Origin of the sequence: Sphingomonas sp. TZW2008, from assembly GCF_002117915.1 — a bacterium.
In the GTDB taxonomy this organism is placed as follows: Bacteria; Pseudomonadota; Alphaproteobacteria; order Sphingomonadales; family Sphingomonadaceae; genus Sphingomonas.
Map to the genome: position 1 here is coordinate 152,200 of NZ_BDJB01000014.1, position 22,935 is coordinate 175,134.

Consider the following 22,935-nt stretch of genomic DNA (forward strand, 5'->3'; position numbering starts at 1 on the left):
CAGATACGAGCAGCCGCCCGCCCCGATCCTGCCGAGCGCCGCTTCCGCGCGCCGCCGAAGAGGCGGAGAATGGGAACGGTGCGTCGACAGGCGCGGCACGGACGGGCTTATGCATCGCTTACGCCTTCACTTCGTTCGGCCGCCCCCTCCCTCACGGGAAGGGGCGAACGCCTTACGCCTTCTGGTCGTCGACTTCCGAGAATTCGGCGTCGACCACATCATCCTGCTTCGGCGCGTCGCCGGCATCGGCGTTCGGGGACGCCTCTGCCTGCTGCTGCTTCTCGTAGATCGCCTGGCCGAGCTTCATCGCGACCTGCGCGAGCGCCTGGCTCTTCTCGTTCATCGCATCGGGATCGCCACCCTCGACCGCCGCCTTGGCAGCGTCGATCGCGGTCTGGATCTCACCCTTCAGCGCTTCATCGACCTTGTCGCCATTGTCGGCCAGCTGGCGCTCGGTGGTGTGGATCAGGCTCTCGGCGTTGTTCTTCGCCTCGGCGCCTGCCTTGCGCTTCTTGTCCTCCTCGGCGAACTGCTCGGCCTCGCGCACCATCTTGTCGATGTCAGCGTCCGAGAGACCGCCCGACGCCTGGATGCGGATCTGCTGCTCCTTGCCGGTGCCCTTGTCCTTGGCCGAGACGTTGACGATGCCGTTGGCGTCGATGTCGAACGTCACCTCGATCTGCGGCACGCCGCGCGGCGCCGGCGGGATCCCGACGAGATCGAACTGGCCGAGCATCTTGTTGTCGGCCGCCATCTCGCGCTCGCCCTGGAAGACGCGGATCGTCACCGCACCCTGATTGTCGTCAGCGGTGGAATAGGTCTGCGACTTCTTGGTCGGGATCGTCGTGTTGCGATCGATCATGCGGGTGAACACGCCACCGAGAGTCTCGATGCCCAGCGACAGCGGCGTTACGTCGAGCAGCAGCACGTCCTTGACGTCGCCCTGCAGCACGCCCGCCTGGATCGCCGCACCCATCGCGACCACCTCGTCGGGGTTCACGCCGGTGTGCGGATCCTTGCCGAAAAAATTCTTCACGGCTTCACGCACCTTGGGCATGCGCGTCATGCCGCCCACCAGCACCACTTCGCTGATGTCGCTGGCCTTCACGCCGGCATCGGCGAGCGCCTTCTTCATCGGCTCGATCGTGCGCTGAATCAGGCTGTCGACCAGCTTTTCCAGATCGGTGCGCGTGATTGTCTTAACGAGATGCTTCGGCCCGTTCTGGTCGGCAGTGATGAACGGCAGGTTCACCTCGGTCGACGCGGCCGACGACAGCTCGATCTTCGCCTTCTCGGCCGCTTCCTTCAAGCGCTGCAGCGCAAGCTTGTCCTTGGCGAGGTCGATGCCCTCGTCCTTCTTGAAGCCCTCGGCGAGATATTCGACGACCTTGTTGTCGAAGTCCTCACCGCCCAGGAAGGTGTCGCCGTTGGTCGACTTCACCTCGAACACGCCGTCGCCGATCTCGAGGATCGAGACGTCGAAGGTGCCGCCGCCGAGATCATAGACCGCGATCGTCTTGCCGTCCTGCTTCTCCAGGCCATAGGCCAGCGCCGCCGCGGTCGGCTCGTTGATGATGCGCAGCACTTCGAGGCCCGCGATCTGGCCGGCGTCCTTGGTCGCCTGGCGCTGCGCGTCGTTGAAGTATGCCGGCACCGTGATGACGGCCTGCGTCACCGTCTCGCCGAGATAGCTCTCGGCGGTTTCCTTCATCTTCTGGAGCGTGAAGGCGCTGATCTGCGACGGCGAATAGTCCTTGCCGCCGGCCTGCACCCACGCGTCGCCGTTGCCGCCCTTCACGATGTGATAGGGGACCAACTCGGTGTCCTTCTTGGTGATCGGATCGTCGAACCGGCGGCCGATCAGGCGCTTCACCGCGAAGATCGTGTTGTCGCCGTTCGTCACCGCCTGGCGCTTCGCCGGCTGGCCGACCAGCCGCTCGCCGTCCTTGGCGAAGGCGACGATCGACGGCGTCGTGCGCGCGCCTTCCGCATTCTCGATCACCTTGGGCTTGCCGCCTTCCATCACTGCGACGCAGCTGTTGGTGGTGCCCAGATCGATACCGATAACTTTTGCCATGAGTGCTCTTCTAGCCCCTGCTTGAACAAAAAAACTGTGCCGCCGCGTCCCGTTACGGCGACGCAACAGCGTTGACGAAGCGCGATATAGGTGGCGCTTGGCGTGCCGCAAGACACGTGCCGAAGCGCGCGGCGTCCCTCCGCCGGACACCCCGGGCGCATCTTGTCGCACACCCGGCGCGGGCGTAGCGTGGCGGCTGTTCCAGCGCTTTTCAGGAGAGTTCCATGTTCCGCGCCGCCACCGCGCTTCTCGCCACCACAATCGCGCTGGCGGGCTGCGCGCAGGAAAAGCAGCTCTACGTCAGCGATGCGTGGGTGCGGCTCGCCGCGGTCGAGGGGCGGCCGGCAGCGGGGTATTTCACGATCTACGGCGGGCCGACCGACGCGACGCTGGTCAGCGTCAGCACCGATGTCGCGATCCGCACCGAAATCCACGAATCGATGGCTACCGGGAACGGCGCCATGACGATGAACGCGGTTCCCCAGGTGCCGGTGCCCGCCAAGGCAAAGGTCGCTTTCGCGCCGGGCGGCAAGCACGTGATGGTATTCGATCTCAATCCGGCGGTGAAGCCTGGCGGCACGATCACCTTCACCTTCACTTTCGCCGATGCAACGCGGATCCAGCAGGACGCGCGCGTCGTCGCCGCCGGCGATCCCCCGCCCGCCACCAAGTGATCTGATCCAATGGGGGCGCGGCCTCTCACCGCGGGCGAGGTGGCGCTCGCCCGCACTGTCTATGGCGACACGATCGACTATGCGCGCGTCGAGTTGTGCGATCACAAATGGGCGTTCTTCCAGCCGCGCCACGTCGTCATGGCGCCGCGCGGGCGGATCCATTTCCATCCGCACGGCGATCTCTACCGCGACGATTTCGCCGCCGCCCCGCTCGGCGAGCAGGGCCTGTTCATTCACGAGATGTGCCACATCTGGCAGCATCAGCGCGGCATCTTCCTGCCGCTCGCCCGCCACCCCTTCTGCCGCTACCATTACAGCTTCGTCCCGGGTCGCCCGCTTGCGCGCTATGGCATCGAACAGCAGGCGGAGATCGTGCGCCACGCCTTTCTGCTGCGCGCCGGGGCACGCGTGATCGGCGCGCCCGAACTCGCCCGCTACGAGAGCGTCCTGCCCTTCGGCACACGCTGAGCGGAACGGATCGCCCCGCGGCGGCTTTCCCCTGGCTAGCGGGCGATCGAGGAGAGCGGATCATGAACAGGCGCAACGCGGCGATCGCCGGCGGGATCATGGCGGGGATCGTGACGACGGCGGCGATGTGGGCAGGGCGGCGCAGCGGCGTGCTTGGCAAGACGCTCGATCGCGACGCGGTCGACTGGATCGACCGCACCACCGGCTCGCGCGAGGCGATCGGCGACACCGGCACGAGCGCGGTCGAGTTCGTCAATCACCTCGGCGCGTCGGCCGCCTTCGGTGGCTTCTACGCGCAGCTGCGCGAATGGGCGCCCAACGTGCCCCCGGCGGCGCTCGGCGTCGCCTTCGGCACCGCGCTCTACGCGGTCAACATCGCCAGCGTCGCGCCGCTGCTCGGCATCACCGAGGGCGAGGTGGAGGCAGGCCCACGCAAGGCGTCCGAACGCTGGGCGATCCACGTCCTGCAATCGGTCGTCACCGCGCTCGTCGCCGAGCGATTAACGACCGAGCCGGACGCCGCCTGACGCGGCGCGCCCCGCCCAACGCCGGAACCGGGCGGGGTCACGCCCCCGCCCACGTCGACACGCGCTATTTAAGCAGCACCAGTTCCTCGGCCATTGTCGGGTGCAGCGCGACCGTCTGGTCGAACTGCGCCTTGGTCAGCCCCGCCTTCACGCACACAGCCGCCGCCTGGATGATCTCGGGGCAATCGGGCCCGATCATGTGAATGCCGACGACGCGGTCGGTCTCCGCGTCGCACACCATCTTGTACAGCGACCGTTCGTCGCGGCCGGCGAGCACATTCTTCATCGGCCGGAAATCGGACGAGTAGATCCGCACGGATCCCAGCTTCTGCCGCGCCTCGCTCTCCGTCATGCCCACGCCGGCGATCGGCGGGTGGCTGAAGCAGGCGGCGGGCACGCAATCATAGTCGACGCTCGCGCCCCCCTTGCCGAACATGTTGTCGGCGAACGCCTGCCCCTCGCGGATCGCGACCGGAGTCAGCTGGATGCGGTTGGTGACATCGCCCAGCGCCGAGATCGACGTGCAGCTGGTGCGGAAATCGTCGTCGATCGGGATCGCGCCCTTCTCGTCAACCTCGATCCCGACGCGCTCGAGCCCGAGCCCCTCGGTGTTGGGCAGCCGGCCGGTCGCATAGAGCACGCAATCGACGATCACCGGTTCGTCCTGCCCGATCATGTGCACTTCGAGGCAGCCGTTGTCCTGCTTCACGATCTTCTCGAACGTCGAATCGAAGCGGAAATCGAGCCCCTTCATCATGCTGATCTGCAGCAGCCTGTCGCGGATCTGGAGATCGTAGCCGCGCAGGATGTCCTTCGTCCGGTTCATGACGATGACGTGGGCACCGAGCTGGTGGAAGATGCCCGCGAATTCATTCGCGATATAGCCCGCACCCGCGATCAGCACCCGCTTGGGGATCGCGTCGAGATGAAAGACGTCGTTCGACGTGATGCCGTGCTCGCAGCCCGGGAAATCGGGCACGTGCGGGCGTGCGCCCGTCGCGACGAGGATGTGGCCCGCGGTCTTGGTGGTACCGTCCGCCAGCGTCACCTCGTTCGGGCCCGTGATCGTCGCGCGCTGGTGGATGATCTCGGCGCCGTTCGATTCGAGCGTCGTCGTGTAAGCTAGATTGATCCGATCGACCTCGCTCAGCACATTCTCCTGCAGGCACTTCCAGTCGAACGCCAGATCGTCGGGCACGCGCCAACCGAAGCGCTGCGCGTCCTTCAGATCCTCGGCAAAATGCGCGCCGTAGACGAGCAGCTTCTTTGGCACGCAGCCGCGAATGACGCAGGTGCCGCCGACGCGATATTCCTCCGCCACCGCGACGCGCGCACCATGCGCGCCGGCGACGCGCGAAGCCCGCGTGCCGCCCGATCCCGCACCGATCGTGAATAGGTCGTAATCGAAATCGGGCATCGCTTCACTCCGGTGGCGTGGTGCGCAGGCGTCACGCTCGCGCCAGCCGCAGATATGGCCTCGCGCGGCAAGACGAAAGGATCAACCGTGCGCCAACGCCGTCAGCCGAGGCCAGCGCGGGCGATCAGGTCGGTGGTCGAAGGATCGAAGTCGCCGCCACCCTTGGCCGCCGCCTTCGCCATTTCCTTGCCCAACTCGACGCCGAACTGGTCGAACGAATTGATCCCCAGCAGCACGCCGTTCACGAACACGCGATGCTCGTAGAAGGCGATCAGCGCGCCGAGCGTGCGCGCGTCGAGCACGTCGAGCAGGATCGTCGACGACGGCCGGTCGCCCGGATAGGCGCGCGCGGGATCGTCGGGGTTCGCCTTGCCCTTCATCAGCGCGGCGCCTTGCGCGAAGGCGTTGAGCAGCAGCTGGCGGTGATGCTCCTCGGGCAGCGTGTCGCCCGCCTCGATCACTGCGAGGAATTCGACCGGCACCAGATGCGTGCCCTGGTGGAGCAGCTGGAACACCGCATGCTGCGCGTCGGTCCCCACCCCGCCCCAGGTGATCGCCGCAGTCGGCCGCCCGACCGGCTCGCCGTCGACCGTCACGCCCTTGCCGTTCGATTCCATTTCGAGCTGCTGGAGATAGCTCGGCAGCAGCCGCAGCCGCTCGTCATAGGCGAACGGCGCGCGCGTCTCGGCGCCGCGCACCTGCGTATAATAGAGGTCGGCAAAGGCGGCGAGTGCGGGCGCATTCTCGTGCAGCGCCGACAGGCGGAAGTGACGGTCCATCTCCGCCGCGCCTTCCAGCAGCTCGGCGAACTGATCCCAGCCGAGCTTGATCGCCGCAGGAAAGCCGATCGACGACCACAAGGAATAGCGTCCGCCGACACCTTCCGCGAACGGCAGCACGCGCGTCTCGTCGACGCCCCATTCGACCGCCTTCTCGGGCGCCGCGGTCAGCGCGATGACGCGGCCGTAGGGGTCGTCGACATCGTGCTCCTGCATCCAGGCGATGACGCTCTCTGCATTCATCATCGTCTCGGTGGTGGTGAACGTCTTCGACGCGACCAGCAGCAGCGTCGCACCGGGATCGAACCGCTCGAACACGTCCTCCAGCGCCATCCCGTCGACGTTGGAGACGATCGCCACCTCGTAGCGGTCGCTGTCGCGTCCCAACGCGTCGACCAGAAGATGCGGCCCCAGCGCCGATCCGCCGATGCCGACTTGCAGGACATAGCGTACGGGTCCGAACGCCTCCGCCTCGATCGCATCGACCATCACGCGCATCCGGGCGTGATAGTCGGCCGATCGCCGCACGCTCTCCGCCTTGCCCTCGCCACGCTCGGCGGTGTGCTCGACGGGGCGGTCCTCGGTCACGTTGACGTTCTGGCCGCCGAACATCGCCTCGCGCTTGCCGGCGAGGTCCTGCGCCTTCGCCAGTGTCTCGAACGCGGCGATCGCGTCGGGCGTCAGGTGCGTCTTGGACCAGTCGAAGTGGATCCCGGCGACGTCGAGCGACAGCTTCGCGAGCCGATCGGGATCATCGGCGAACAGTTGCTCGAGCGTCGTTCGGGGCAATGCTTCGATCGTCGACCAATCGGCCATGCTGCAATCTCCATTCGGGCGTCGCGCCGCCGCGCACGCGCGGGTTCGGCAGCGTCAAGACACAAAGCGTCAGCTGCGGCAAGCACGCGCCGCGGCCGGGTGAAGCGCGAACGGAAGCCGGGTTCGATCGTTCCCCAGCTTGACGCGCCGCAGCGCTTGCGCGACGCCGCGGTTCATGGCCGAAGTCGATACCAACGCCCCCGCCCCCGTTCCGCCGCAAGCGCGCGTCACGCCGCCGGCAAAGAAGCGGTCGGAGCTTTCCGAAACGCTGCGCTTCCTGCTGAAGCTCGCGCTGGTCGTCTGGCTGTTCCGCAGCTTCGTCTTCGCGCCCTTCTCGATCCCGTCGGAATCGATGCTGCCGCGGCTGCTGATCGGCGACTATCTGTTCATCTCGAAGTGGAATTACGGCTATTCGCGCTGGTCGATGCCGTTCGGGCAGCCCGCGGTGCCCGGCCGACTGTTCGGCAGCGTGCCTGCGCGCGGTGACACCGTGGTCTTCCGCTCCAAGGGCGCCGACGATCACGACGTCATCAAGCGCGTCATCGGCCTGCCCGGCGATACGATTCAGATGCGGCGCGGGCAGCTGATCCTCAACGGCCAGGCGATCCCCAAGCAGCGCATCAACGATTTCAGCGTGCCGCTTTCGCCGAACTTCACGACGCGCGAGTGCGACGCCGAATTCGTCCAGCCGACCCCCGGCGGCGCCGATTGCCGCATCCCGCGCTATCGCGAGACACTGCCCGGCGGGCGCAGCTACGAGGTGCTCGACCAGCGCTACATCCCCGATGCCGACGATACCGCCGTCTACACCGTGCCCGCGGGCAACGTTTTCCTGATGGGTGACAACCGCGACGATTCGGCCGACAGTCGCTTTCCGTCGGCGGAGGAGGCGCTGCCCGGCCAACCGCAGGGCATGGGGTTTATCCCGCTCGAACGCGTGCAGGGCAAGGCGGTGATCATCTTCTGGTCGACCGACGGCTCGGCGAACTGGCTGCTGCCGTGGACGTGGTTCACCGCGGCGCGCTGGGACCGGCTGGGGCGCGGCTTTGACTGATCGCATGGCCGCCGCGCAGGCCCGCGATCTGGCGGCCTGGGTCGAGCGGACGTTCGATCACCGTCCGCACGATCTTGCCGACTGGGAACGCGCGCTGACGCACGCCAGCCGGGCTGCACCCGATTACGAACGGTTCGAATTCCTCGGCGATCGCGTGCTCGGGCTGAGCATGGCCGAATGGCTGTTCGAGACGTTTCCGGCGGAACCCGAAGGTGCGCTGTCGAAGCGCTTCAACACGCTGGTGACGGGCGCCGTCTGCGCCGAGATCGCGCGCGAGATCGGCGCGACCGCGCATCTGCGGCTCGGCAAGCAGGCGCGCGACGACGGGGCGGGCGACAGCGACAATATCCTCGGCGACGTGCTAGAGGCGCTGCTCGGCGTCCTCTATCGCGAGGCCGGTCTCGACGCCGCCCGCGCGATCGTCCGCCGCCTGTGGGCCGATCGCATCCACGCCGAAGCCGCGGTACCGCAACATCCCAAGTCCGCACTGCAGGAATGGGCCGCCGCCAATCAGCGCAAGCCGCCGGTGTACGAGATCATCGAGCGCGCCGGCCCCGGCCACGCGCCGCGCTTCACCGTTCGCGCGAGCATCCCCAAGCTCGCCGAGACGACCGCAACAGGCGGCAGCAAGCAGGAAGCCGAGACCGCCGCGGCGACTGCACTGCTCAACGAAGTCAGCGTCGCCCCGCCGAAGAAGCGGCGCGCGCCCTCCGCCACCGGCTGATCGCGTGACGCCCGGCACCCCCCTACCTTCCGAAGGAACCCCGATGACCCGCTGCGGCCTCGTCGCCGTGCTTGGCGCCCCCAACGCCGGCAAGTCCACCCTCGTCAACGCGCTCGTCGGCCAGAAGGTCGCGATCGTCAGCCCGAAGGCGCAGACGACGCGTACGCGCCTGCTCGGCGTCGCGATGGAGGGCGAGGCGCAGCTGCTGCTCGTCGATACGCCGGGAATCTTCGATCCCAAGCGCCGCTTCGATCGCGCGATGGTCGCCGCCGCCTGGGGCGGGACGGAGGGCGCCGACGTGCTCGCGCTGGTGGTCGATGCCAAGGGCGGGCTCGGCCCCAAGGTGACCGATATCGCCGAGCGGATCGCCGACCGCCCCGAACGCAAGTTCCTCGTCCTCAACAAGGTCGATCTCGCCGACAAGCCCAAGCTGCTCGTCCATGCCGAGAAGCTCAACGCGCTGGTCGCGTTCGAGCACACCTTCTTCATCAGCGCGGCGACCGGCGACGGCCTGCCCGAGCTGAAGCGGACGCTGGCCGCTGCGATGCCGGAGGGGCCGTGGCACTTCCCCGAAGATCAGGTGTCCGACGCGAGCGAGCGCACGCTCGCCGCGGAAGTGACGCGCGAGCAGCTCTATCTCCAGCTCCACGCCGAGCTTCCCTATGCGGCAGCGGTCGAGACCGAGAAGTTCGTCGACCGACCCGACGGCGCGGCGGAGATCCACCAGCAGATCCTCGTCGAGCGCCCGACGCAGCGCGCGATCGTGCTGGGCAAGGGCGGCGCGCGGATCAAGGAGATCGGCGCCCGGGCCCGCGCCGAGTTGACGACGCTGCTCGACCGCCCGGTGCACCTCTACCTCCACGTCAAGGTGAAGCCCGGCTGGGACGAGGACCGCGGCGTCTACCGCGACCTGGGGCTCGATTGGGTCGACTAGCCACAGGGGTACTGGCGCAGTCAGGCCGCGAGCACCTCGTCGACCCAGGCCGGCACCAGCGCCGTCGCCGCACCGCGCCGGCTCTCGTCGAACCAGCCGCTGCCGCCCGACGGCTCGAGATTGAGCTCGAGCGTCGCGGCGCCATAATGGTTCGCGAGTTGCACGAAGCCCGCGGCGGGATAGACCGCGCCCGACGTACCGATCGAGACGAACAGGTCGCAAGCTGTCAGCGCGCGCTCGATCCGCTCCATCTGGTACGGCATCTCGCCGAAGAAGACGATGTCGGGCCGCAGCGCCGCCGCCCCGCACGCCTGGCAGATACTGCCCGGCGGCAGTGCAAGCGGCGACGGTGCACGCTCGCCGCACGCGGCGCACAGCGCCGACATCAGCTCGCCGTGCATGTGCAGCAGCCGGCGCGCGCCGGCGCGCTCGTGCAGGTCGTCGACGTTCTGCGTCACGATCAGCAGCTCGCCCGGCCACGCCGAATCGAGCCGCGCCAGTGCGGCGTGCGCCGCATTGGGCGCGACGTCGCGCAGCGCCGCACGGCGCAGATCGTAAAAGCGGTGCACCAGCGCCGGATCCGCCGCCAGCGCCTCGGGCGTGCACACGTCCTCCACACGATGCCCCTCCCACAGCCCGCCAGGCCCGCGGAACGTAGCGAGGCCGCTTTCCGCCGAAATGCCGGCGCCGGTCAGCACGACGATATTGCTTGGGTTCATCATGACGCCGGCATAGGCGATCGCGCGTCGGCAGGCGACCGCAGCGGGTCGCAGCCCCTCGACGCATTCCGGCGCGCCGGGTAACGGGGCGCGAACGAGCGGGAAGGACGCACATGGCCGCGATCGGCATCTACGGCAGCGCGGGGCGGATGGGTCGCGCCATCGCGACCATCGCGCACGACGACGGGGTCGCGATCGCCGGCGGTGCCGACGCGTCGGACGACGCGGTGGCGCTCGCGCACGCCGCGGACGTCCTGGTCGATTTCTCCACTCCGGCAGCGCTCGAGGCGCATCTCGCCGCCGCGACCGGCGCGCGCACGCCGATCGTCGTCGGTACCACCGGGCTTAATTCGACGCACCATGCGCTGCTCGATCGCGCGGCGGAGACGATCGCGGTGCTGCAGACGGGAAATACCTCGCTCGGCGTCACGCTTCTCGCCAATCTGGTACGTGAGGCGGCGGCACGGCTCGGGCCCGACTGGGACATCGAGATCGCCGAGATGCACCACCGCCACAAGGTCGATGCGCCGTCGGGCACCGCGCTGCTGCTCGGCGATGCGGCGGCGAAGGGCCGCGGCACGACGCTGGGCGAGGAGCGGGTCGACAGCCGCGCCGGGCTGGTCGGCGCGCGTACCGAGGGCACGATCGGCTTCGCGTCGCTGCGCGGCGGATCGGTGATCGGCGACCACATGGTGGTCTTCGCCGGCGAGGGCGAGCGGATCGAGCTCGGCCATCGCGGCGAGGATCGCACGATCTTCGCGCGCGGCGCGATCAAGGCCGCGCTGTGGCTCGCGGACAAGCCGGCCGGCCGCTACGGGATGAGCGAGGTGCTCGGCTTTTGAGGCAGCAGCCGTGAAGAAGGCGGACGTCTTCGAATTCTTCCGCCGCCTCGCCGAAGCGAACCCGCATCCCGAGACCGAGCTTGAATCGGGCAACACCTATCAGTTGCTCGTCGCGGTCGTCCTGTCCGCGCAGGCGACCGACGCGGGCGTCAACAAGGCGACGCGGCGACTGTTCGAGATCGTTCGCACGCCGGCCGAGATGCTGGCGCTCGGCGAGGACGGGCTGAAGCAGCACATCAAGACGATCGGGCTGTTCAACGCCAAGGCGAAGAACGTCATCGCGCTCAGTCAGGCGCTCGTCGATCGCCACGGCGGCGAGGTGCCGGCTGATCGCAATGCGCTAGAACAGCTCGCCGGCGTCGGGCGCAAGACCGCCAACGTCGTGATGAACACCGCATTCGGCGCCGAGACCTTCGCCGTCGACACGCACATCTTCCGCGTCGGAAACCGTACCGGGCTGGCCAAGGGGAAGACCCCGCTCGCGGTCGAACTGAAGCTGGAGAAGGCGGTGCCGCAACCGTTCCGCCTCCACGCGCACCACTGGCTGATCCTGCACGGGCGCTACGTGTGCAAGGCGCGGCGCCCCGAATGCTGGCGCTGCGCGGTCGCCGATCTGTGCGCGTTCAAACCCAAGACCCCTGCGCCGAAGAGCGCGACGCCCGCAGCGTAGGGCGATCGATCAGGAAGCGAACGCCGCCTTCATCCGCTTGCGTAGTCGGCCGGGCATGAAGCGGCGCGCGAAATGCGCCTGCCGCCCGGCCTTGCCGACGATATACTCGCGCTCGCGGCCGTGCACCGCGCGCCACACCATCTCGGCTGTCTCCTCGACGGTGTAAACGGGCGACTGGCCAATCGCGTCGCGGATCGTGCGGTTGCTGCCCTTCGAGCCTGCATCGAGGATCGGCGTCTCGACGAAGAACGGCATCACGCAGGTGACGTCGATGCCGTGCCGCGTCCATTCCGCGTCGAGCGCTTCGGTCAGCCCGCGTACCGCGTGCTTGGTCGCAGAGTAGGTCGCGAGCCCGGGCGAGCCGACGATCCCCGCCACCGACGCGACGTTGACCAACCGGCTGCCGCGCACCTGCTTGAGGTGCGGCAGCGCGGCATAGGCGCCGTTGACGACCCCCTTCACATTGATGTCGATCTGCAGATCAGATTCGTCGGGCGTCACTTCCTCGAACATGCCGTAGCGCGCAATCCCGGCATTGTTGAGCAGCACGTCGAGCTTGCCCGCGTGCGCGACGAAGCCGTCGAGTGCCGTGGCCCATTGCGCGCGGTCGCGCACGTCGAGCATTGCAGTGAACACGCCGAGCTCGCCGGCGACGCGCTTCATGCCCGCCTCGTCGATGTCGCCGATTCCGACCGTCCAGCCCTCGCGCTTGAAGCGGCGCGCGGCGGCGAGCCCGATGCCCGATGCCCCGCCGGTGATGAAGATCGTTCGCGCCATGCCGTGTCCCCCCTTGCCTGTTCAGCCCGCCCGCACGTCGCGGAACGGGATCGTGCGATCGATCTCGGGCTCCCTGGGCAGGCCAAGCACGCGTTCGCCGATGATGTTGCGCTGAATCTGATCGGTGCCGCCGCCGATCGAGGTGAAATAGGCGTTGAGCGACAGGAAGTTGGCGTCCTCCGCACGCGGATGCTCCGGCCCTTCGAGCAGGCTTTCCGGCCCAAGCAGCATCGTGCGCACGCGCGCCTCCTCGTGCAGGATGCGGCTCATCGCGAGCTTTCCGAGCGACATGATCGGCGAGGACGTGCCCTGCGCCATATCGGCCTTGGCGCGCTGCGTGTTGAGCTTGTTGAGCACGCGCCAGGCGATCACCTGCGCCACGTCCTGCCGCACGATCGGATCGTCAAGCCGCCCCGCCTCCTGCGCAAGACCGAGCAGCGAATAGTCGCCCTTCGGCCCGCCCGCCCCCGACCGGGGCCCGCGCGCGGCATCGCCCATCACTGACCGTTCATAGGCGAGCGCGGTCTGCAGCACCGCCCAGCCGCCGTTAAGCGGCCCAAGCAGATTCTCCTCGGGGACGAAGGCGTCGGTGATGAACACCTCATTGAAGTGCGATTCATCGGTGATCTGGCGCAGCGGGCGCACTTCGACGCCCTCCTGCTTCATCGGCAGGAAGAAGAAGCTGATGCCGCGATGCTTGGGCACGTCCCAATCGGTGCGCGCGATCAGCATGCCGTAATCGGCCACCGCCGCGCCGCTGGTCCACACTTTCTGCCCGGTAACGCGCCAGCCGCCCTCCACCTTGTTGGCACGCGTGCGCACCGCGGCGAGATCGGATCCCGCGCCCGGCTCCGAATAAAGCAGGCACATGCCGACTTCTCCGGCGAGCAGCTGCGGCACGATCGTCCGCTTGAAGCTGTCGGTGGCATGCGCAAGCGCGGTGTTCGCCCATAGGTTCGATCGGTCCTGCCCCGCGCCCGGCGCGCCGACCGCCGCGAAGGCGCGCTCGACGATCCTGGCCTGCTCGTTCGACAAGCCGCGGCCGTGCCATTCGGCGTCCCAGCGCGGCGTCGCCCAGCCGGCGTCGCGCACCTTGGCGAGCCATTCGCTGCGCGGATCGCGCCCGAAGCTCTCGTGATGCGCCGGCAGCCCGGTCCAATTGTCGGCGAGCCATGCCGCTACCTCGGCCCGCAACGCCTCGTCGGTGATCCCGCTGCTCATGCCTGCGCCTCCAGCGCCTGGATATATCGTTCGCGCCAGTGATTGCCGTCGCCCAGCAGCTGCGCGCCGGACCGCGCACGACGCAGATAAAGGTGCGCCGGATTGGTCCAGGTGAAGGCGATGCCGCCGTGCATCTGGATACCGTCCTTGGCGACACGGACGAAGGCGTCGGCACAGGCAAAGGCGGCGAGCGCAATCGCCGCATCCTTGGTTTGGCTGCCCTCGGCAAGCTGCCGCGCCGCGTCGCGCGCTGCGGAGGTTGCGGACTCGCTCTCCAACAACAGGTCGGCGGCCATGTGCTTGATCGCCTGGAAGCTGCCGATCGCGCGGCCGAACTGGTGCCGCTCGGTGGCATAGGCGACGGTGCGCTCGAGCATGCGCCGCGCGCCGCCAGCCTGCTCGCCGGCCAGCGCGACAATGCCGATGTCACGCGCGGTGGGGACGCATGAACTGTCACCAATCCGGGTCGCCGGCCCATGAAAGGCGACGTCCGCCATTCGGCGCGTCCGATCGAAGACGGGCAGCGGCGTGATCGTCACGTCGCAGCGCTCGACAACGAACACGCCGTCCTCACCCGCGACGACGATCAGGTCCGCGATCGCAGCATCGGGTACGAAGCGCGCCGTTCCCGTCAACCGATCGCCGGCGACGCGGACGTCGCTGCGCCCGGCCCAGTCGTACGCGCCGACGAAGGCGACGGCGGCGATCGTCGAGCCGTCGGCGATCTTGGCCAGTCGCTCGCCATCGAGCAGGACGCTCGCCATCGCGGTCGAGATCAGCGGCGCCGGCAGCAGGGCGGCGCCGGCCTCCTCCATCACCAGTTCGAGCTCGACCGGCCCCAATCCCGCCCCGCCGTGCTCTTCCGGCACCGTCAGCCCGACGACGCCAAGTTCAACCAGCGCGCGCCACAGCGCGGCATCGTGACCGCTCTCATTGTCCATGATGCGGCGTACGTCGGCTTCGGTGCAGCGATCGGCGAGCAGCCGCCGCACGCTATCGCCCAACGCCGCGCGATCGGCGGCGTCGAGCGTGGCCGGCGCCGTGTCGGGACGCACCAACGTGTCGGTCACGCCGCCACCTTGCCCGTCTGCGCCTTTGCGCGCCGCTCACCCTTGGGGATCTCCTTATGAAGATCGGCGACGTAGCGCGCGAAATCGACCTGGATCGTGTGACGCGTCGACTGATAATAGTCGCCGAGCTCGGTCGCCTCGTCCTCGGCGGTGATGCGGCGCATCTCGTCGACCGACGGCAGCGCGTAGCGTCCGGTCATGAAACCGGCGACGAGCTTCGACTGCTGCTCGGCGAAATTGACCAGCGTCGGCAGCGGCTGTGCCAGCCCCATGAAGAACAGGTCGTGGATGCCCGGGATCACCATCCGCTTGAACAGCGGGAAACGATTCTGCGCATCGGGCAACAGCGCCGGATCGTCGAAGAACGGGAAGCTGATCTTGTAGCCAGTCGCGTAGATGATCGCGTCGACTTCCTCGACGCTGTCGTCCTCGAAGCGGACGCGCGTCCCTTCCAACGCCTTGATGTTGGGCTTGAACTTGATGTCGCCGCAGCTCGCCCGCGTCAGGAACTCGCCCGAAACGCTGGGATGCGCGTCGAGCGGCTCGTGATCGGGCTTGGGCAGGCCGTAATCCTCCATCCGCCCGACCATCTTCTTGATCATGCGGCGGGCGAGCGCCTTGCCGAGCTTGCGCGGCATCCACGTCGGCATCGCGGATTTGTCCATCGGCTTGCCGCCCGCCATCTTGGGCAGCACCCACACGCCCCGGCGCGCCGCGACCCACAGGTTCTTCGCCAGGTGTCGCTGCGACAGTTCGCTCGCGACATCCATTGCCGAATTGCCCATGCCGACGACGACGACGTTCTTGCCGCGCAGGTCGACCGGGTCGTACGGATCGCGATAGCTGTGGACGTGGAAATGCGGGTTGTCAAAGCTGCCCGGATAGTCGGGGATCTTGGGATCCCAATGGTGTCCGTTGCAGACGAACAGCGTCTCATACTCGCGCGTTTCGCCGGTCGACAGCGTCACCTGCCACCCCCCGCCGGGCTTGCGCGTCGCGCGGGTCACCGCGGTATTGAACGTGATCAGCGGGCGCAGGCCGAAGTGATCGACGTAGTCGCGAAAATACTGCCACAGCTGCGCGTGGCTCGGGAAATCGGGCCAGTTCGCCGGCACCGGATAATCCTCGAACGCGAGCCGCCATTTCGACGTGTCGATATGCAGCGACTGGTAGCAGGCCGACTTGCCGTTGGGGTTCTTATAGTACCAGTTGCCGCCGATATCGTCGGACATCTCGAAACAGTCGAACGCGATGCCTTCGTCCTTCAGCCGCTTGGCGGTGGTGAAGCCCGAACAGCCTGCGCCGATGATGCAGGCGCGCTTGCCCGTCGTCATTGATCCCTCTCCCCGGCCTACCATTTCCCAGCAGCCATAACGAAAGTTATGATGGCCTGAAGCGCGCGCCGAATCAACCGGCGACCGGCGGACAGGGGAGAGCGACAATGCGGTTCACGGACAGGGTAGCGGTGATCACCGGCGGCGGATCGGGCATCGGCGCGGCGACCGCGCGGCTGCTGGCGCGCGAAGGCGCGAAGGTCGTGCTCGTCGATCTTAACAGCGACGCGGCGCAGGCGATTGCCGCGGAGACGGGCGGGCTGGCGCTCACCGCCGATGTTTCGGATCGCGAGCAGGTCGATGCCTTCGTGGCGCAGACCGTGGCCGCGCACGGACGGATCGATATCCTCCTCAACAACGCCGGGGTCGGCATCTTCGGCAAGACACCCGACGTCGATCCCGACACATGGGACCGCGTCGTCGCGATAAATCTTCACGCCGTCTTCTACGCCTGCCGTGCGGCCATTCCGCACATGACCGGCGGCAAGGCCGCGATCGTCAACACCGCGTCGATCTCCGGCCTTGGCGGCGACTATGGCTTCACCGCCTACAATGCCGCGAAGGCTGGGGTCATCAACTATACCCGCAGCCTCGCCGTCGACCATGCCCGCGACGGCATCCGCGTCAATGCGATCTGCCCGGGGCTGATCGTCACGCCGATCACCGCCGGGGTGCAGATGATGCCAGGGCTCGAATCGGCCTGGCACGACACGATCCCGATGGGCCGCCCCGGCCAGCCAGAAGAAATGGCGGAGGTGATCGCGTTCCTCGCCTCGGACGCCGCCTCCTACGTCACCGGCACCATCATGGTGGCGGACGGCGGGCAGACGGCGTGGACGGGCCAGCCCAACCTCTTCCGCTACGCTACCGAAGGCAGCAACGCGTGACGCCGAGCTGGCAGCCGCCGGCGGATAGCGGCATCACCGTACGCGAGGTCGCCGCCAACGGCCTCACCTTCGAAGTGGCCGAGGCGGGCAGCGGGGATCACCTCGCGCTGTGCCTCCACGGCTTTCCGGAGCTCAATTACTCTTGGCGCTACCAGATGCCGCTGCTGGCCGAGATGGGATATCGCGTCTGGGCGCCCAACCAGCGCGGCTACGGTGCCTCGTTGCGGCCCAGCGGCGTCGCCGCCTATAGCGCGGACCGGATCGTTGCGGATGCCGCCGCCTTGTTCGACGCGAGCGGGGCGACGAAGCTGACGCTGATCGCGCACGACTGGGGCGGCGCGATCGCGTGGCTGTTCGCGATCCGCCGCGTCCGCCCGATCGAGCGGCTGGTGGTAATGAACTTGCCCCACCCCGCCTGCTTCGCGGAAGCGCTGAAGCATGGGCCGCAGCGCCGCCGCAGCTGGTACATCGCCTTCTTCCAGATCCCGCGGCTGCCGGAATGGTCGATGGGGCGCCGCGACGCGCGCGGCATCCGCGAGGCATTCCGCGGCATGGCGGTGGACAAGAGCCGCTTCCCGCGCGACGTACTCGATGTCTATGCGCGCGCCGCGCAGCGCCCCGGCGCGCTCACCGCGATGATCAACTGGTATCGCGCCGCAGTGCGCCACCGCACCGCGCTCGACATCGGCGACGGCCGCGTCGACGTGCCGACGCTGATCGTATGGGGGGAGGAAGACAAGGCGCTGGGGCTCGAAACGCTCGACGGGACCGAGCGCTTCGTCGCCGACCTGACGATCCGCCGCCTCCCCGGCGTGTCGCACTGGGTTCAGCAGGAAGCGCCCGAGGCGGTAAACGCGATCCTCGCCGACTGGCTGCCGCGCGCTTAGCTGGCGCGGCTCAGCGCGGCTTGGGGATCGTCACCAGGCAGTGGCCGCTGCCCGTCGCCAGCGCGCGTCCGTCCGCGCTCCACATGCGCACCCGGCCGCTGATTAGCCCGTCACCCGATACGTCGCTATCCGCCTCGCTCAGCAGCCAGTCGCCCGCCGGGCGAAGACCGTGGAAATAGACGGTGAGATCGAGCGACGGCGCGAGATACGCCGCGCTCTCCGTCAAGCGATGCCAATGCCCGGGCCAGATGCCCAGATCGATCAGCAGCGCGCTGCGCATCGCGTCGAAGAAAAGATCGTCCGCACCGTCCGCTGGCCAATCGCGAAAGCGCATCCAGCGAAATTGCTGCGGTACCGGGGCGGGCGGATCGCTGTGCAGCCGGAAATGCACCGGCCGGCTTTCCAGATTGGTCCAGAAGCGATTGTTCGCGATCCCGCGCTCGGCCGCGATCGCCTCCTGATCGCGCAACGTCTCCGGGCGCGGCACGTCGGGCATCGTCGGCGTCACGGGAAGCGACGCGTCGGCGCGTGACGTCGTCCACACCTGCGCGAGAAAGACCGGCCGCCCCTCCTGCGACAGCGTAACGGCGTAGAGCGCGGACGCTCCCTCCTTGATCGCCTCGACGGCGACGTCGAGCGTCTCCCACCGCGCGACGCGCACGAACTGCCCGGTGATCGTCACCGGCCGATGCCCGGCGGCAGCGCGCTCGCGCACCGCACGCAGCGCGATCGCCGCGATATAGCCCCCGGCCGGCCCCCAGATCTCCCAGTCGCGATCGAGCGCGACGGTGTAGCCCGAGCCGCTCGGCGTCAGCGCCGTCGCAGCAACCAATCCGCCCATCGCTCGCCCTTCCCCTCGTACCAACCGTTCGCGTCAGGCGATCAGCGCGAGCGCGTCGCAGTCGATCGCCTGCGCGCAGCCGCCGCGCGCCATGGCAAGGAACATCGCGTCGCCGCGCTCAGTACGCTTGGTCGATGCCGACGCGAAGATCGCGGTCGACACGCCCGACAGCAGCGTCAGCCGATAGTCGCGATAGAGATCGTCGTAGCCGTAATCGCGCACGCCGTAGCCGCGCAGCTGCTCGAGATAATAGTCGAGCAGATGCTTCTCGTGGCTGCGGCGGTTCTCGATCGACAGCGCCATGCCGAGGAAATAGGCGACGTCGACCGCGCCCAGCCCGATCGCCGGCGATTGCCAGTCGAGCACCGCCAGCGGCACGTCGCCGCCGCGCGCATCGAACAGCATATTGTCGAGGCGGAAATCGCCGTGCGTCAGCGTGAAGCTCGTCGGCTCGTGATTGTGCGCGTTGGCGACGAGTTCGCCGTAGCGATCACACACCGCCATATATTCGGGCTCCAGCACGCCGTCGTAGCGGCGATGGAATTCTGCCAGGCAATCGGGAAACACCTGGATCACGAAATCGCGCGCGCCGGTCATGTTGAGGAACGCGTGGTCGCGCAGGCTGGCGTCGTTCCACCGCGGGCCGTGCAGCGCCGCCGCCTGTTCCATCGCGCGTTCAGCATCGGGAATGTCGCATCCCGTCAGCTGGTTGCCCGGTCGGGCCGGCGTCAGATCCTCCAGCAGCAGTGCGAAGGTCGCGTCGGCGGGATCGTATTCCGCCGAGACGCAAGCCGGCGAGCGGATCGCCACCGTATCGGCGAGGTGGCGGTAGAATCCCACCTCGCGTTCGTACAGGCCAAACCCGGCGCCCGTCTGCCGACTGGTCGGATCGGCGCTGGCGAACTTGCCGACGAACGAGCCCGGCGCGCCTTCCTCCCGGTCGTAACTGACGACGTAGCGGATCGAATCGCCGAGCATGCCGACGCCCACCGGCGTGGCCTCGACGTCCGTCACCTTTGCATCGCGCAACACGCCTGCGTCGCGCAGCCGCTTGGTGAGCCAGGCGGCGTCGACCGACTGCGCTTCCAGATCGGCGGCCATCAGCAGCCACCGTCGCAGCGGATGACGGTGCCGGTGACGAAGCTCGACGCCGGGCTCGCCAGGAACAGCGCGCTGGTGACGATCTCCTCCGGGCGACCGGGGCGGCCCGCGGCGCTGTCGGTCGTCTCGCGCGCTTCCTCGGTCCACGCCTTGGCAATGTCGGTCAGGAAGGGTCCGGCGGCGATCGCGTTGATCCGCACCTTGGGCCCGTATTCGTGCGCCATGCTCGTCACCATCGCGTTGAGCGCCGCCTTGGCCCCGGCATAGGGCACCACCTGCGGCGTCGGGCGCAGCGACGCGATCGACGAGGTGGCGAGGATCGTGCCCCCCTCGCCGTCATTGGCATCGGGCTGGCTCATGCGGTGCGCGATGTTCGCCATCAGCCGGAACGGCCCCTTGAAGTTCAGGCCGACGACGCTGTCGAACAGCGCCTCGGATACCTCGTGGCTCGGCACCAGCGGCCCCATGCCGGCATTGGCGACGAGGATGTCGAGCCGGCCGAAGGTATTCCACGCCGCCTCGGCCAGCGTATCCATCTCGTCCCACTTGGCGGCGTGCGCGGGGATCGCCGCGGCGCGCCGGCCCTTTGCCTCGATCTCCTTCACCACCGCCTCGCACGCGTCCGCCTTGCGGCTGGATACGATCACGTCGGCGCCGGCATCGGCGAAGGCCAGCGCCATCTCGCGGCCAAGCCCGCGCGAGCCCCCGGTAATCAACGCGACCTTGCCCGACAGATCGAACAGGGGGTGCGGTCCGGCCATCCTTCTCTCCTCGCATGTCGGCATCGTAAGCCGGCCGACTTAGCCGCTGTTATGCCGATTGACCGTCGCGCCGCAAGCACCGCGGCGCCGACCCGTCCGATCGGCGCGCTGCCTTGCCTTTCGGCGCCTCCGCCGCTATGCGCGGCCGCTTCCGGCCATGGTCATCCCTGGAGGCGTGGCGCGGAAGGCACATCTATTCGTTTCGGAGAATGCAATGAGCGACCAGTTGACGCTCGCAGCCGAGACGCGTGACCGGGTTGGCAAGGGAGCCTCCCGGGCGCTGCGTCGTGACGGCCGCGTCCCCGCCGTGATCTACGGCCAGAACAAGGAACCGACCTCGATCCACCTCGAGGAGCGCGCGCTCGTCAAGGCGCTCGGCACCGGCCACTTCATGAACACCGTCGTGATGATCAACGGCGAGCGCACCCTGCCCAAGGACGTCGCGTTCCACCCGGTCAGCGATCGCCCGGTTCACGTCGATTTCCTGCGCATCTCGGCGCACGCCACGGTCACCGTCGCGGTGCCGGTCGTGTTCACCGACGAAGAGGATGCACCCGGCCTGAAGAAGGGCGGCGTGCTCAACATCGTGCGCCACGAGCTCGAGCTGACCTGCGACGCGTCGGATATCCCCTCGGAGATCGTGATTTCGCTCAAGGGTCGCGATATCGGCGATACCGTGCACATCTCGGACGTCACGCTGCCCAAGGGCACCGAATCGGCGATCGACGACCGTGACTTCACCATCGCGACGCTCGTCGCGCCGTCGGCAATGAAGGCCGAGGCGCAGGAGCAGGCCGAGGAAGAGGCCGCGCTCGCCGAGGCCGCATCGGCCGAAGCCGCTGCCGAGGCGGAAGCCGACGCACCGGCGGACGATGCCGAGGGCGAGGACAAGGCCGAGGGCTGATCGCCTGTCGCCGCCCCGCGGGGCGGCCGGTTTGCGAAGCGGGCGGGAGGCGGCAACGCCACCGCCCGTTTTTCGTTGAGCGCGCTGGCTGGAAGCGGCCAGCGCCATTTCCGATACGTCGGTCGCTGATGGGAGACGCAACGTGCAGCTATGGGTCGGCCTCGGCAATCCGGGCCCGCAATATGCGATGCACCGCCACAACGTCGGCTTCATGGCGCTTGATGCGATCGCCGAAGTGCACGGCTTCGGTGCCGATGCGAAGAAGTTCCAGGGTTGGGTGCGCGAGGGGCGGCTCGGCAGCCACAAGGTGCTGCTGCTCAAGCCCGCGACGTTCATGAACGAGAGCGGCCGCAGCGTCGCCGAGGCGCTGCGCTTCTACAAGCTCGGCGTCGAGGCGCTGACGGTGTTCCACGACGAGCTCGACCTCGCACCGATGAAGGTCAAGGTGCGCCACGGCGGTGGGCTTGCCGGGCACAACGGCCTGCGCTCGATCGATCAGCATCTCGGCCCCGATTTCCGTCGCGTACGGATCGGAATCGGCCATCCCGGCCACAAGGATCGCGTCACCGGCCACGTCCTCGGCAATTACGCCAAGAGCGAGATCGATCCGCTCAGCGACCTGCTCGGCGCGCTCGCGGCGGAAGCACCGACGCTCGCGGCGGGGGACGAGGTGCGATTCATGAACGACGTGGCGCTGCGGCTGCAGGACTGAGGCTTAACCTCCACCGAGGCTGCCGAGCGCGAAGGCGAGGATCGCGCCAAGCGCGGTGGCGATGCCGGCCCAGTGCTGGTCTTCCTTGAACGCCTTGGGAAAGACTTCGGTCGCGAGGCTGGCGATCACCGCGCCGGCCGCAACGCAGCGGATCGCCGCGAGATGCGATTCACTCGCGCCTTCGAGCAGCAGGTTGCCCGCGATCGCCGCCGCGGAGAGCAGCGCCGCCGTCGCCGCCCACAACGCGAGCACCCTGCCCTTCGACTTCCCGTCCCCCGCCATGTCGCGCGCGCCGCCCGCCGCCTCAGGCAGGTTCGACAAGAGGATCGACCCGGCGAGCGCCGCGACCTCGCTCGGCCCTGCGCCGATCAGCGCGACGCCGAGCGCAAGGTTCTCCGGCACGCCGTCGAGCGTGATCGCGGCGAGCAGCCCGCCGCCCGAATCCGCGCCCCATTTCTCGTCGATCAAATAATCCGCCGCGGTGAACAGCGCGGCGCCCGCCGCCACGCCGAGCGCCGCTACCCACAGCGAGCTCTCCTCGATCGACGGCTGGATCAATTCGGACGTCGCCGATAGGAGCAGCGCGCCGCCCGCCATCGCCACCAGGAAGCCGTCGAGACCCGACGGCAGCTTGCCGTAGATGCCCCACGCCGCGCCGATCAGCAGCGCGCCGGAGACGATCAGCACGACGATCAACGTCATCAGCATGGCCGCACCAACCGAGCATCGCGCGCGCCGG

General features: G+C 68.2%; 24 protein-coding genes. 12 read left to right on the top strand and 12 right to left on the bottom strand.

All coding sequences use genetic code 11. The annotated features are described in order from the left end of the window. Nucleotides 1-172: 172 nt before the first annotated feature. Nucleotides 173-2,077, bottom strand: a complete 1,905-nt coding sequence (gene dnaK, locus B7L05_RS15030; protein ID WP_085811084.1) for a molecular chaperone DnaK — start codon at nucleotides 2,075-2,077, stop codon at nucleotides 173-175. 224 nt (nucleotides 2,078-2,301) lie between these two features. On the opposite strand from dnaK, the gene B7L05_RS15035 reads away from it, so the two are divergent. From B7L05_RS15035 to B7L05_RS15045, 3 genes are all read left to right on the top strand, one after another. Then, nucleotides 2,302-2,751 (top strand): copper chaperone PCu(A)C, encoded by a 450-nt coding sequence (locus B7L05_RS15035; RefSeq protein ID WP_085811085.1) that lies wholly within the window; start codon nucleotides 2,302-2,304, stop codon nucleotides 2,749-2,751. Nucleotides 2,752-2,760: 9 nt separating this feature from the next. Then, nucleotides 2,761-3,219, top strand: a complete 459-nt coding sequence (locus B7L05_RS15040) for a vgr related protein (protein ID WP_085811086.1) — start codon at nucleotides 2,761-2,763, stop codon at nucleotides 3,217-3,219. A 62-nt stretch (nucleotides 3,220-3,281) separates the two neighbouring features. Then, entirely contained in the window at nucleotides 3,282-3,746 is a 465-nt protein-coding gene (locus B7L05_RS15045; RefSeq protein ID WP_085811087.1) for a hypothetical protein, read from the top strand. A 64-nt stretch (nucleotides 3,747-3,810) separates the two neighbouring features. On the opposite strand, the gene gorA is transcribed toward B7L05_RS15045, so the two are convergent. Next, the gene (gene gorA, locus B7L05_RS15050) at nucleotides 3,811-5,163 is read right to left on the bottom strand and encodes a glutathione-disulfide reductase (RefSeq protein ID WP_085811088.1); all 1,353 of its coding nucleotides are present in this window, start codon (nucleotides 5,161-5,163) and stop codon (nucleotides 3,811-3,813) included. Nucleotides 5,164-5,264: 101 nt separating this feature from the next. Next, the gene (gene pgi, locus B7L05_RS15055; RefSeq protein ID WP_085811089.1) at nucleotides 5,265-6,758 is read right to left on the bottom strand and encodes a glucose-6-phosphate isomerase; all 1,494 of its coding nucleotides are present in this window, start codon (nucleotides 6,756-6,758) and stop codon (nucleotides 5,265-5,267) included. A gap of 175 nt (nucleotides 6,759-6,933) precedes the next feature. Here pgi and lepB point away from each other — a divergent pair, with 175 nt between their 5' ends. From lepB to era, 3 genes are read left to right on the top strand one after another with little or no spacing between them, the layout of a single operon-like run. Beyond that, nucleotides 6,934-7,812 (top strand): signal peptidase I, encoded by an 879-nt coding sequence (gene lepB / locus B7L05_RS15060; protein WP_085811090.1) that lies wholly within the window; start codon nucleotides 6,934-6,936, stop codon nucleotides 7,810-7,812. Between the two features lie 4 nt (nucleotides 7,813-7,816). Further along, on the top strand, nucleotides 7,817-8,536 hold the full coding sequence (gene rnc / locus B7L05_RS15065) for a ribonuclease III (RefSeq protein WP_085811091.1): 720 nt from the start codon (nucleotides 7,817-7,819) through the stop codon (nucleotides 8,534-8,536). A 43-nt stretch (nucleotides 8,537-8,579) separates the two neighbouring features. Continuing rightward, nucleotides 8,580-9,470, top strand: a complete 891-nt coding sequence (gene era / locus B7L05_RS15070; protein ID WP_085811092.1) for a GTPase Era — start codon at nucleotides 8,580-8,582, stop codon at nucleotides 9,468-9,470. Nucleotides 9,471-9,490: 20 nt separating this feature from the next. On the opposite strand, the gene B7L05_RS15075 is transcribed toward era, so the two are convergent. Then, nucleotides 9,491-10,192, bottom strand: coding sequence for an NAD-dependent deacylase (locus B7L05_RS15075; protein WP_085811093.1), 702 nt, complete (start codon nucleotides 10,190-10,192; stop codon nucleotides 9,491-9,493). A 110-nt stretch (nucleotides 10,193-10,302) separates the two neighbouring features. Between B7L05_RS15075 and dapB the strand changes: the two genes are divergently transcribed. Beyond that, nucleotides 10,303-11,031 (top strand): 4-hydroxy-tetrahydrodipicolinate reductase, encoded by a 729-nt coding sequence (dapB, locus tag B7L05_RS15080; RefSeq protein ID WP_085811094.1) that lies wholly within the window; start codon nucleotides 10,303-10,305, stop codon nucleotides 11,029-11,031. A gap of 10 nt (nucleotides 11,032-11,041) precedes the next feature. Next, on the top strand, nucleotides 11,042-11,701 hold the full coding sequence (nth, locus tag B7L05_RS15085) for an endonuclease III (protein WP_085811095.1): 660 nt from the start codon (nucleotides 11,042-11,044) through the stop codon (nucleotides 11,699-11,701). Between the two features lie 9 nt (nucleotides 11,702-11,710). Here the strand turns inward: nth and B7L05_RS15090 are convergent, their stop codons facing one another. The 4 genes from B7L05_RS15090 to B7L05_RS15105 are packed head-to-tail and all read right to left on the bottom strand — an operon-like array spanning nucleotide 11,711 to nucleotide 16,103. Next, nucleotides 11,711-12,478, bottom strand: a complete 768-nt coding sequence (locus B7L05_RS15090) for an SDR family oxidoreductase (RefSeq protein WP_085811096.1) — start codon at nucleotides 12,476-12,478, stop codon at nucleotides 11,711-11,713. Nucleotides 12,479-12,499: 21 nt separating this feature from the next. After that, entirely contained in the window at nucleotides 12,500-13,699 is a 1,200-nt protein-coding gene (locus B7L05_RS15095; RefSeq protein WP_085811097.1) for an acyl-CoA dehydrogenase family protein, read from the bottom strand. After that, nucleotides 13,696-14,769, bottom strand: a complete 1,074-nt coding sequence (locus B7L05_RS15100) for an acyl-CoA dehydrogenase family protein (protein ID WP_085811098.1) — start codon at nucleotides 14,767-14,769, stop codon at nucleotides 13,696-13,698. The genes B7L05_RS15095 and B7L05_RS15100 overlap by 4 nt, the downstream gene beginning before the upstream one ends. Further along, entirely contained in the window at nucleotides 14,766-16,103 is a 1,338-nt protein-coding gene (locus tag B7L05_RS15105; protein ID WP_085811099.1) for an NAD(P)/FAD-dependent oxidoreductase, read from the bottom strand. The genes B7L05_RS15100 and B7L05_RS15105 overlap by 4 nt, the downstream gene beginning before the upstream one ends. 107 nt (nucleotides 16,104-16,210) lie before the next feature. Here B7L05_RS15105 and B7L05_RS15110 point away from each other — a divergent pair, with 107 nt between their 5' ends. Both B7L05_RS15110 and B7L05_RS15115 read left to right on the top strand, forming a co-directional pair. Further along, complete coding sequence (locus B7L05_RS15110) at nucleotides 16,211-16,990, top strand: SDR family NAD(P)-dependent oxidoreductase (protein ID WP_085811100.1); 780 nt, start codon at nucleotides 16,211-16,213, stop codon at nucleotides 16,988-16,990. Then, nucleotides 16,987-17,877 carry an alpha/beta fold hydrolase gene (locus B7L05_RS15115; RefSeq protein WP_085811101.1) on the top strand — a complete coding sequence of 297 codons (891 nt, stop codon included), beginning with the start codon at nucleotides 16,987-16,989 and terminating at the stop codon, nucleotides 17,875-17,877. The genes B7L05_RS15110 and B7L05_RS15115 overlap by 4 nt, the downstream gene beginning before the upstream one ends. Nucleotides 17,878-17,887: 10 nt before the next feature. Here B7L05_RS15115 and B7L05_RS15120 read toward each other — a convergent pair whose 3' ends face one another. Genes B7L05_RS15120 through B7L05_RS15130 form a run of 3 tightly spaced genes read right to left on the bottom strand, consistent with a single transcriptional unit; the run spans nucleotide 17,888 to nucleotide 20,580 of the window. Further along, nucleotides 17,888-18,718 (bottom strand): acyl-CoA thioesterase II, encoded by an 831-nt coding sequence (locus B7L05_RS15120; protein ID WP_085811102.1) that lies wholly within the window; start codon nucleotides 18,716-18,718, stop codon nucleotides 17,888-17,890. A gap of 33 nt (nucleotides 18,719-18,751) precedes the next feature. After that, nucleotides 18,752-19,819: a phosphotransferase gene (locus B7L05_RS15125; RefSeq protein WP_085811103.1), complete on the bottom strand. Its 1,068-nt coding sequence runs from the start codon at nucleotides 19,817-19,819 to the stop codon at nucleotides 18,752-18,754. Beyond that, nucleotides 19,819-20,580: an SDR family NAD(P)-dependent oxidoreductase gene (locus tag B7L05_RS15130; RefSeq protein ID WP_085811104.1), complete on the bottom strand. Its 762-nt coding sequence runs from the start codon at nucleotides 20,578-20,580 to the stop codon at nucleotides 19,819-19,821. The genes B7L05_RS15125 and B7L05_RS15130 overlap by 1 nt, the downstream gene beginning before the upstream one ends. 214 nt (nucleotides 20,581-20,794) lie before the next feature. Between B7L05_RS15130 and B7L05_RS15135 the strand changes: the two genes are divergently transcribed. Then, nucleotides 20,795-21,484 (top strand): 50S ribosomal protein L25/general stress protein Ctc, encoded by a 690-nt coding sequence (locus B7L05_RS15135; RefSeq protein WP_085811105.1) that lies wholly within the window; start codon nucleotides 20,795-20,797, stop codon nucleotides 21,482-21,484. A 142-nt stretch (nucleotides 21,485-21,626) separates the two neighbouring features. Next, nucleotides 21,627-22,196: an aminoacyl-tRNA hydrolase gene (pth, locus tag B7L05_RS15140; protein ID WP_085811106.1), complete on the top strand. Its 570-nt coding sequence runs from the start codon at nucleotides 21,627-21,629 to the stop codon at nucleotides 22,194-22,196. 3 nt (nucleotides 22,197-22,199) lie between these two features. Here pth and B7L05_RS15145 read toward each other — a convergent pair whose 3' ends face one another. Further along, the gene (locus B7L05_RS15145) at nucleotides 22,200-22,904 is read right to left on the bottom strand and encodes a ZIP family metal transporter (RefSeq protein ID WP_085811107.1); all 705 of its coding nucleotides are present in this window, start codon (nucleotides 22,902-22,904) and stop codon (nucleotides 22,200-22,202) included. Nucleotides 22,905-22,935 lie beyond the last annotated feature (31 nt).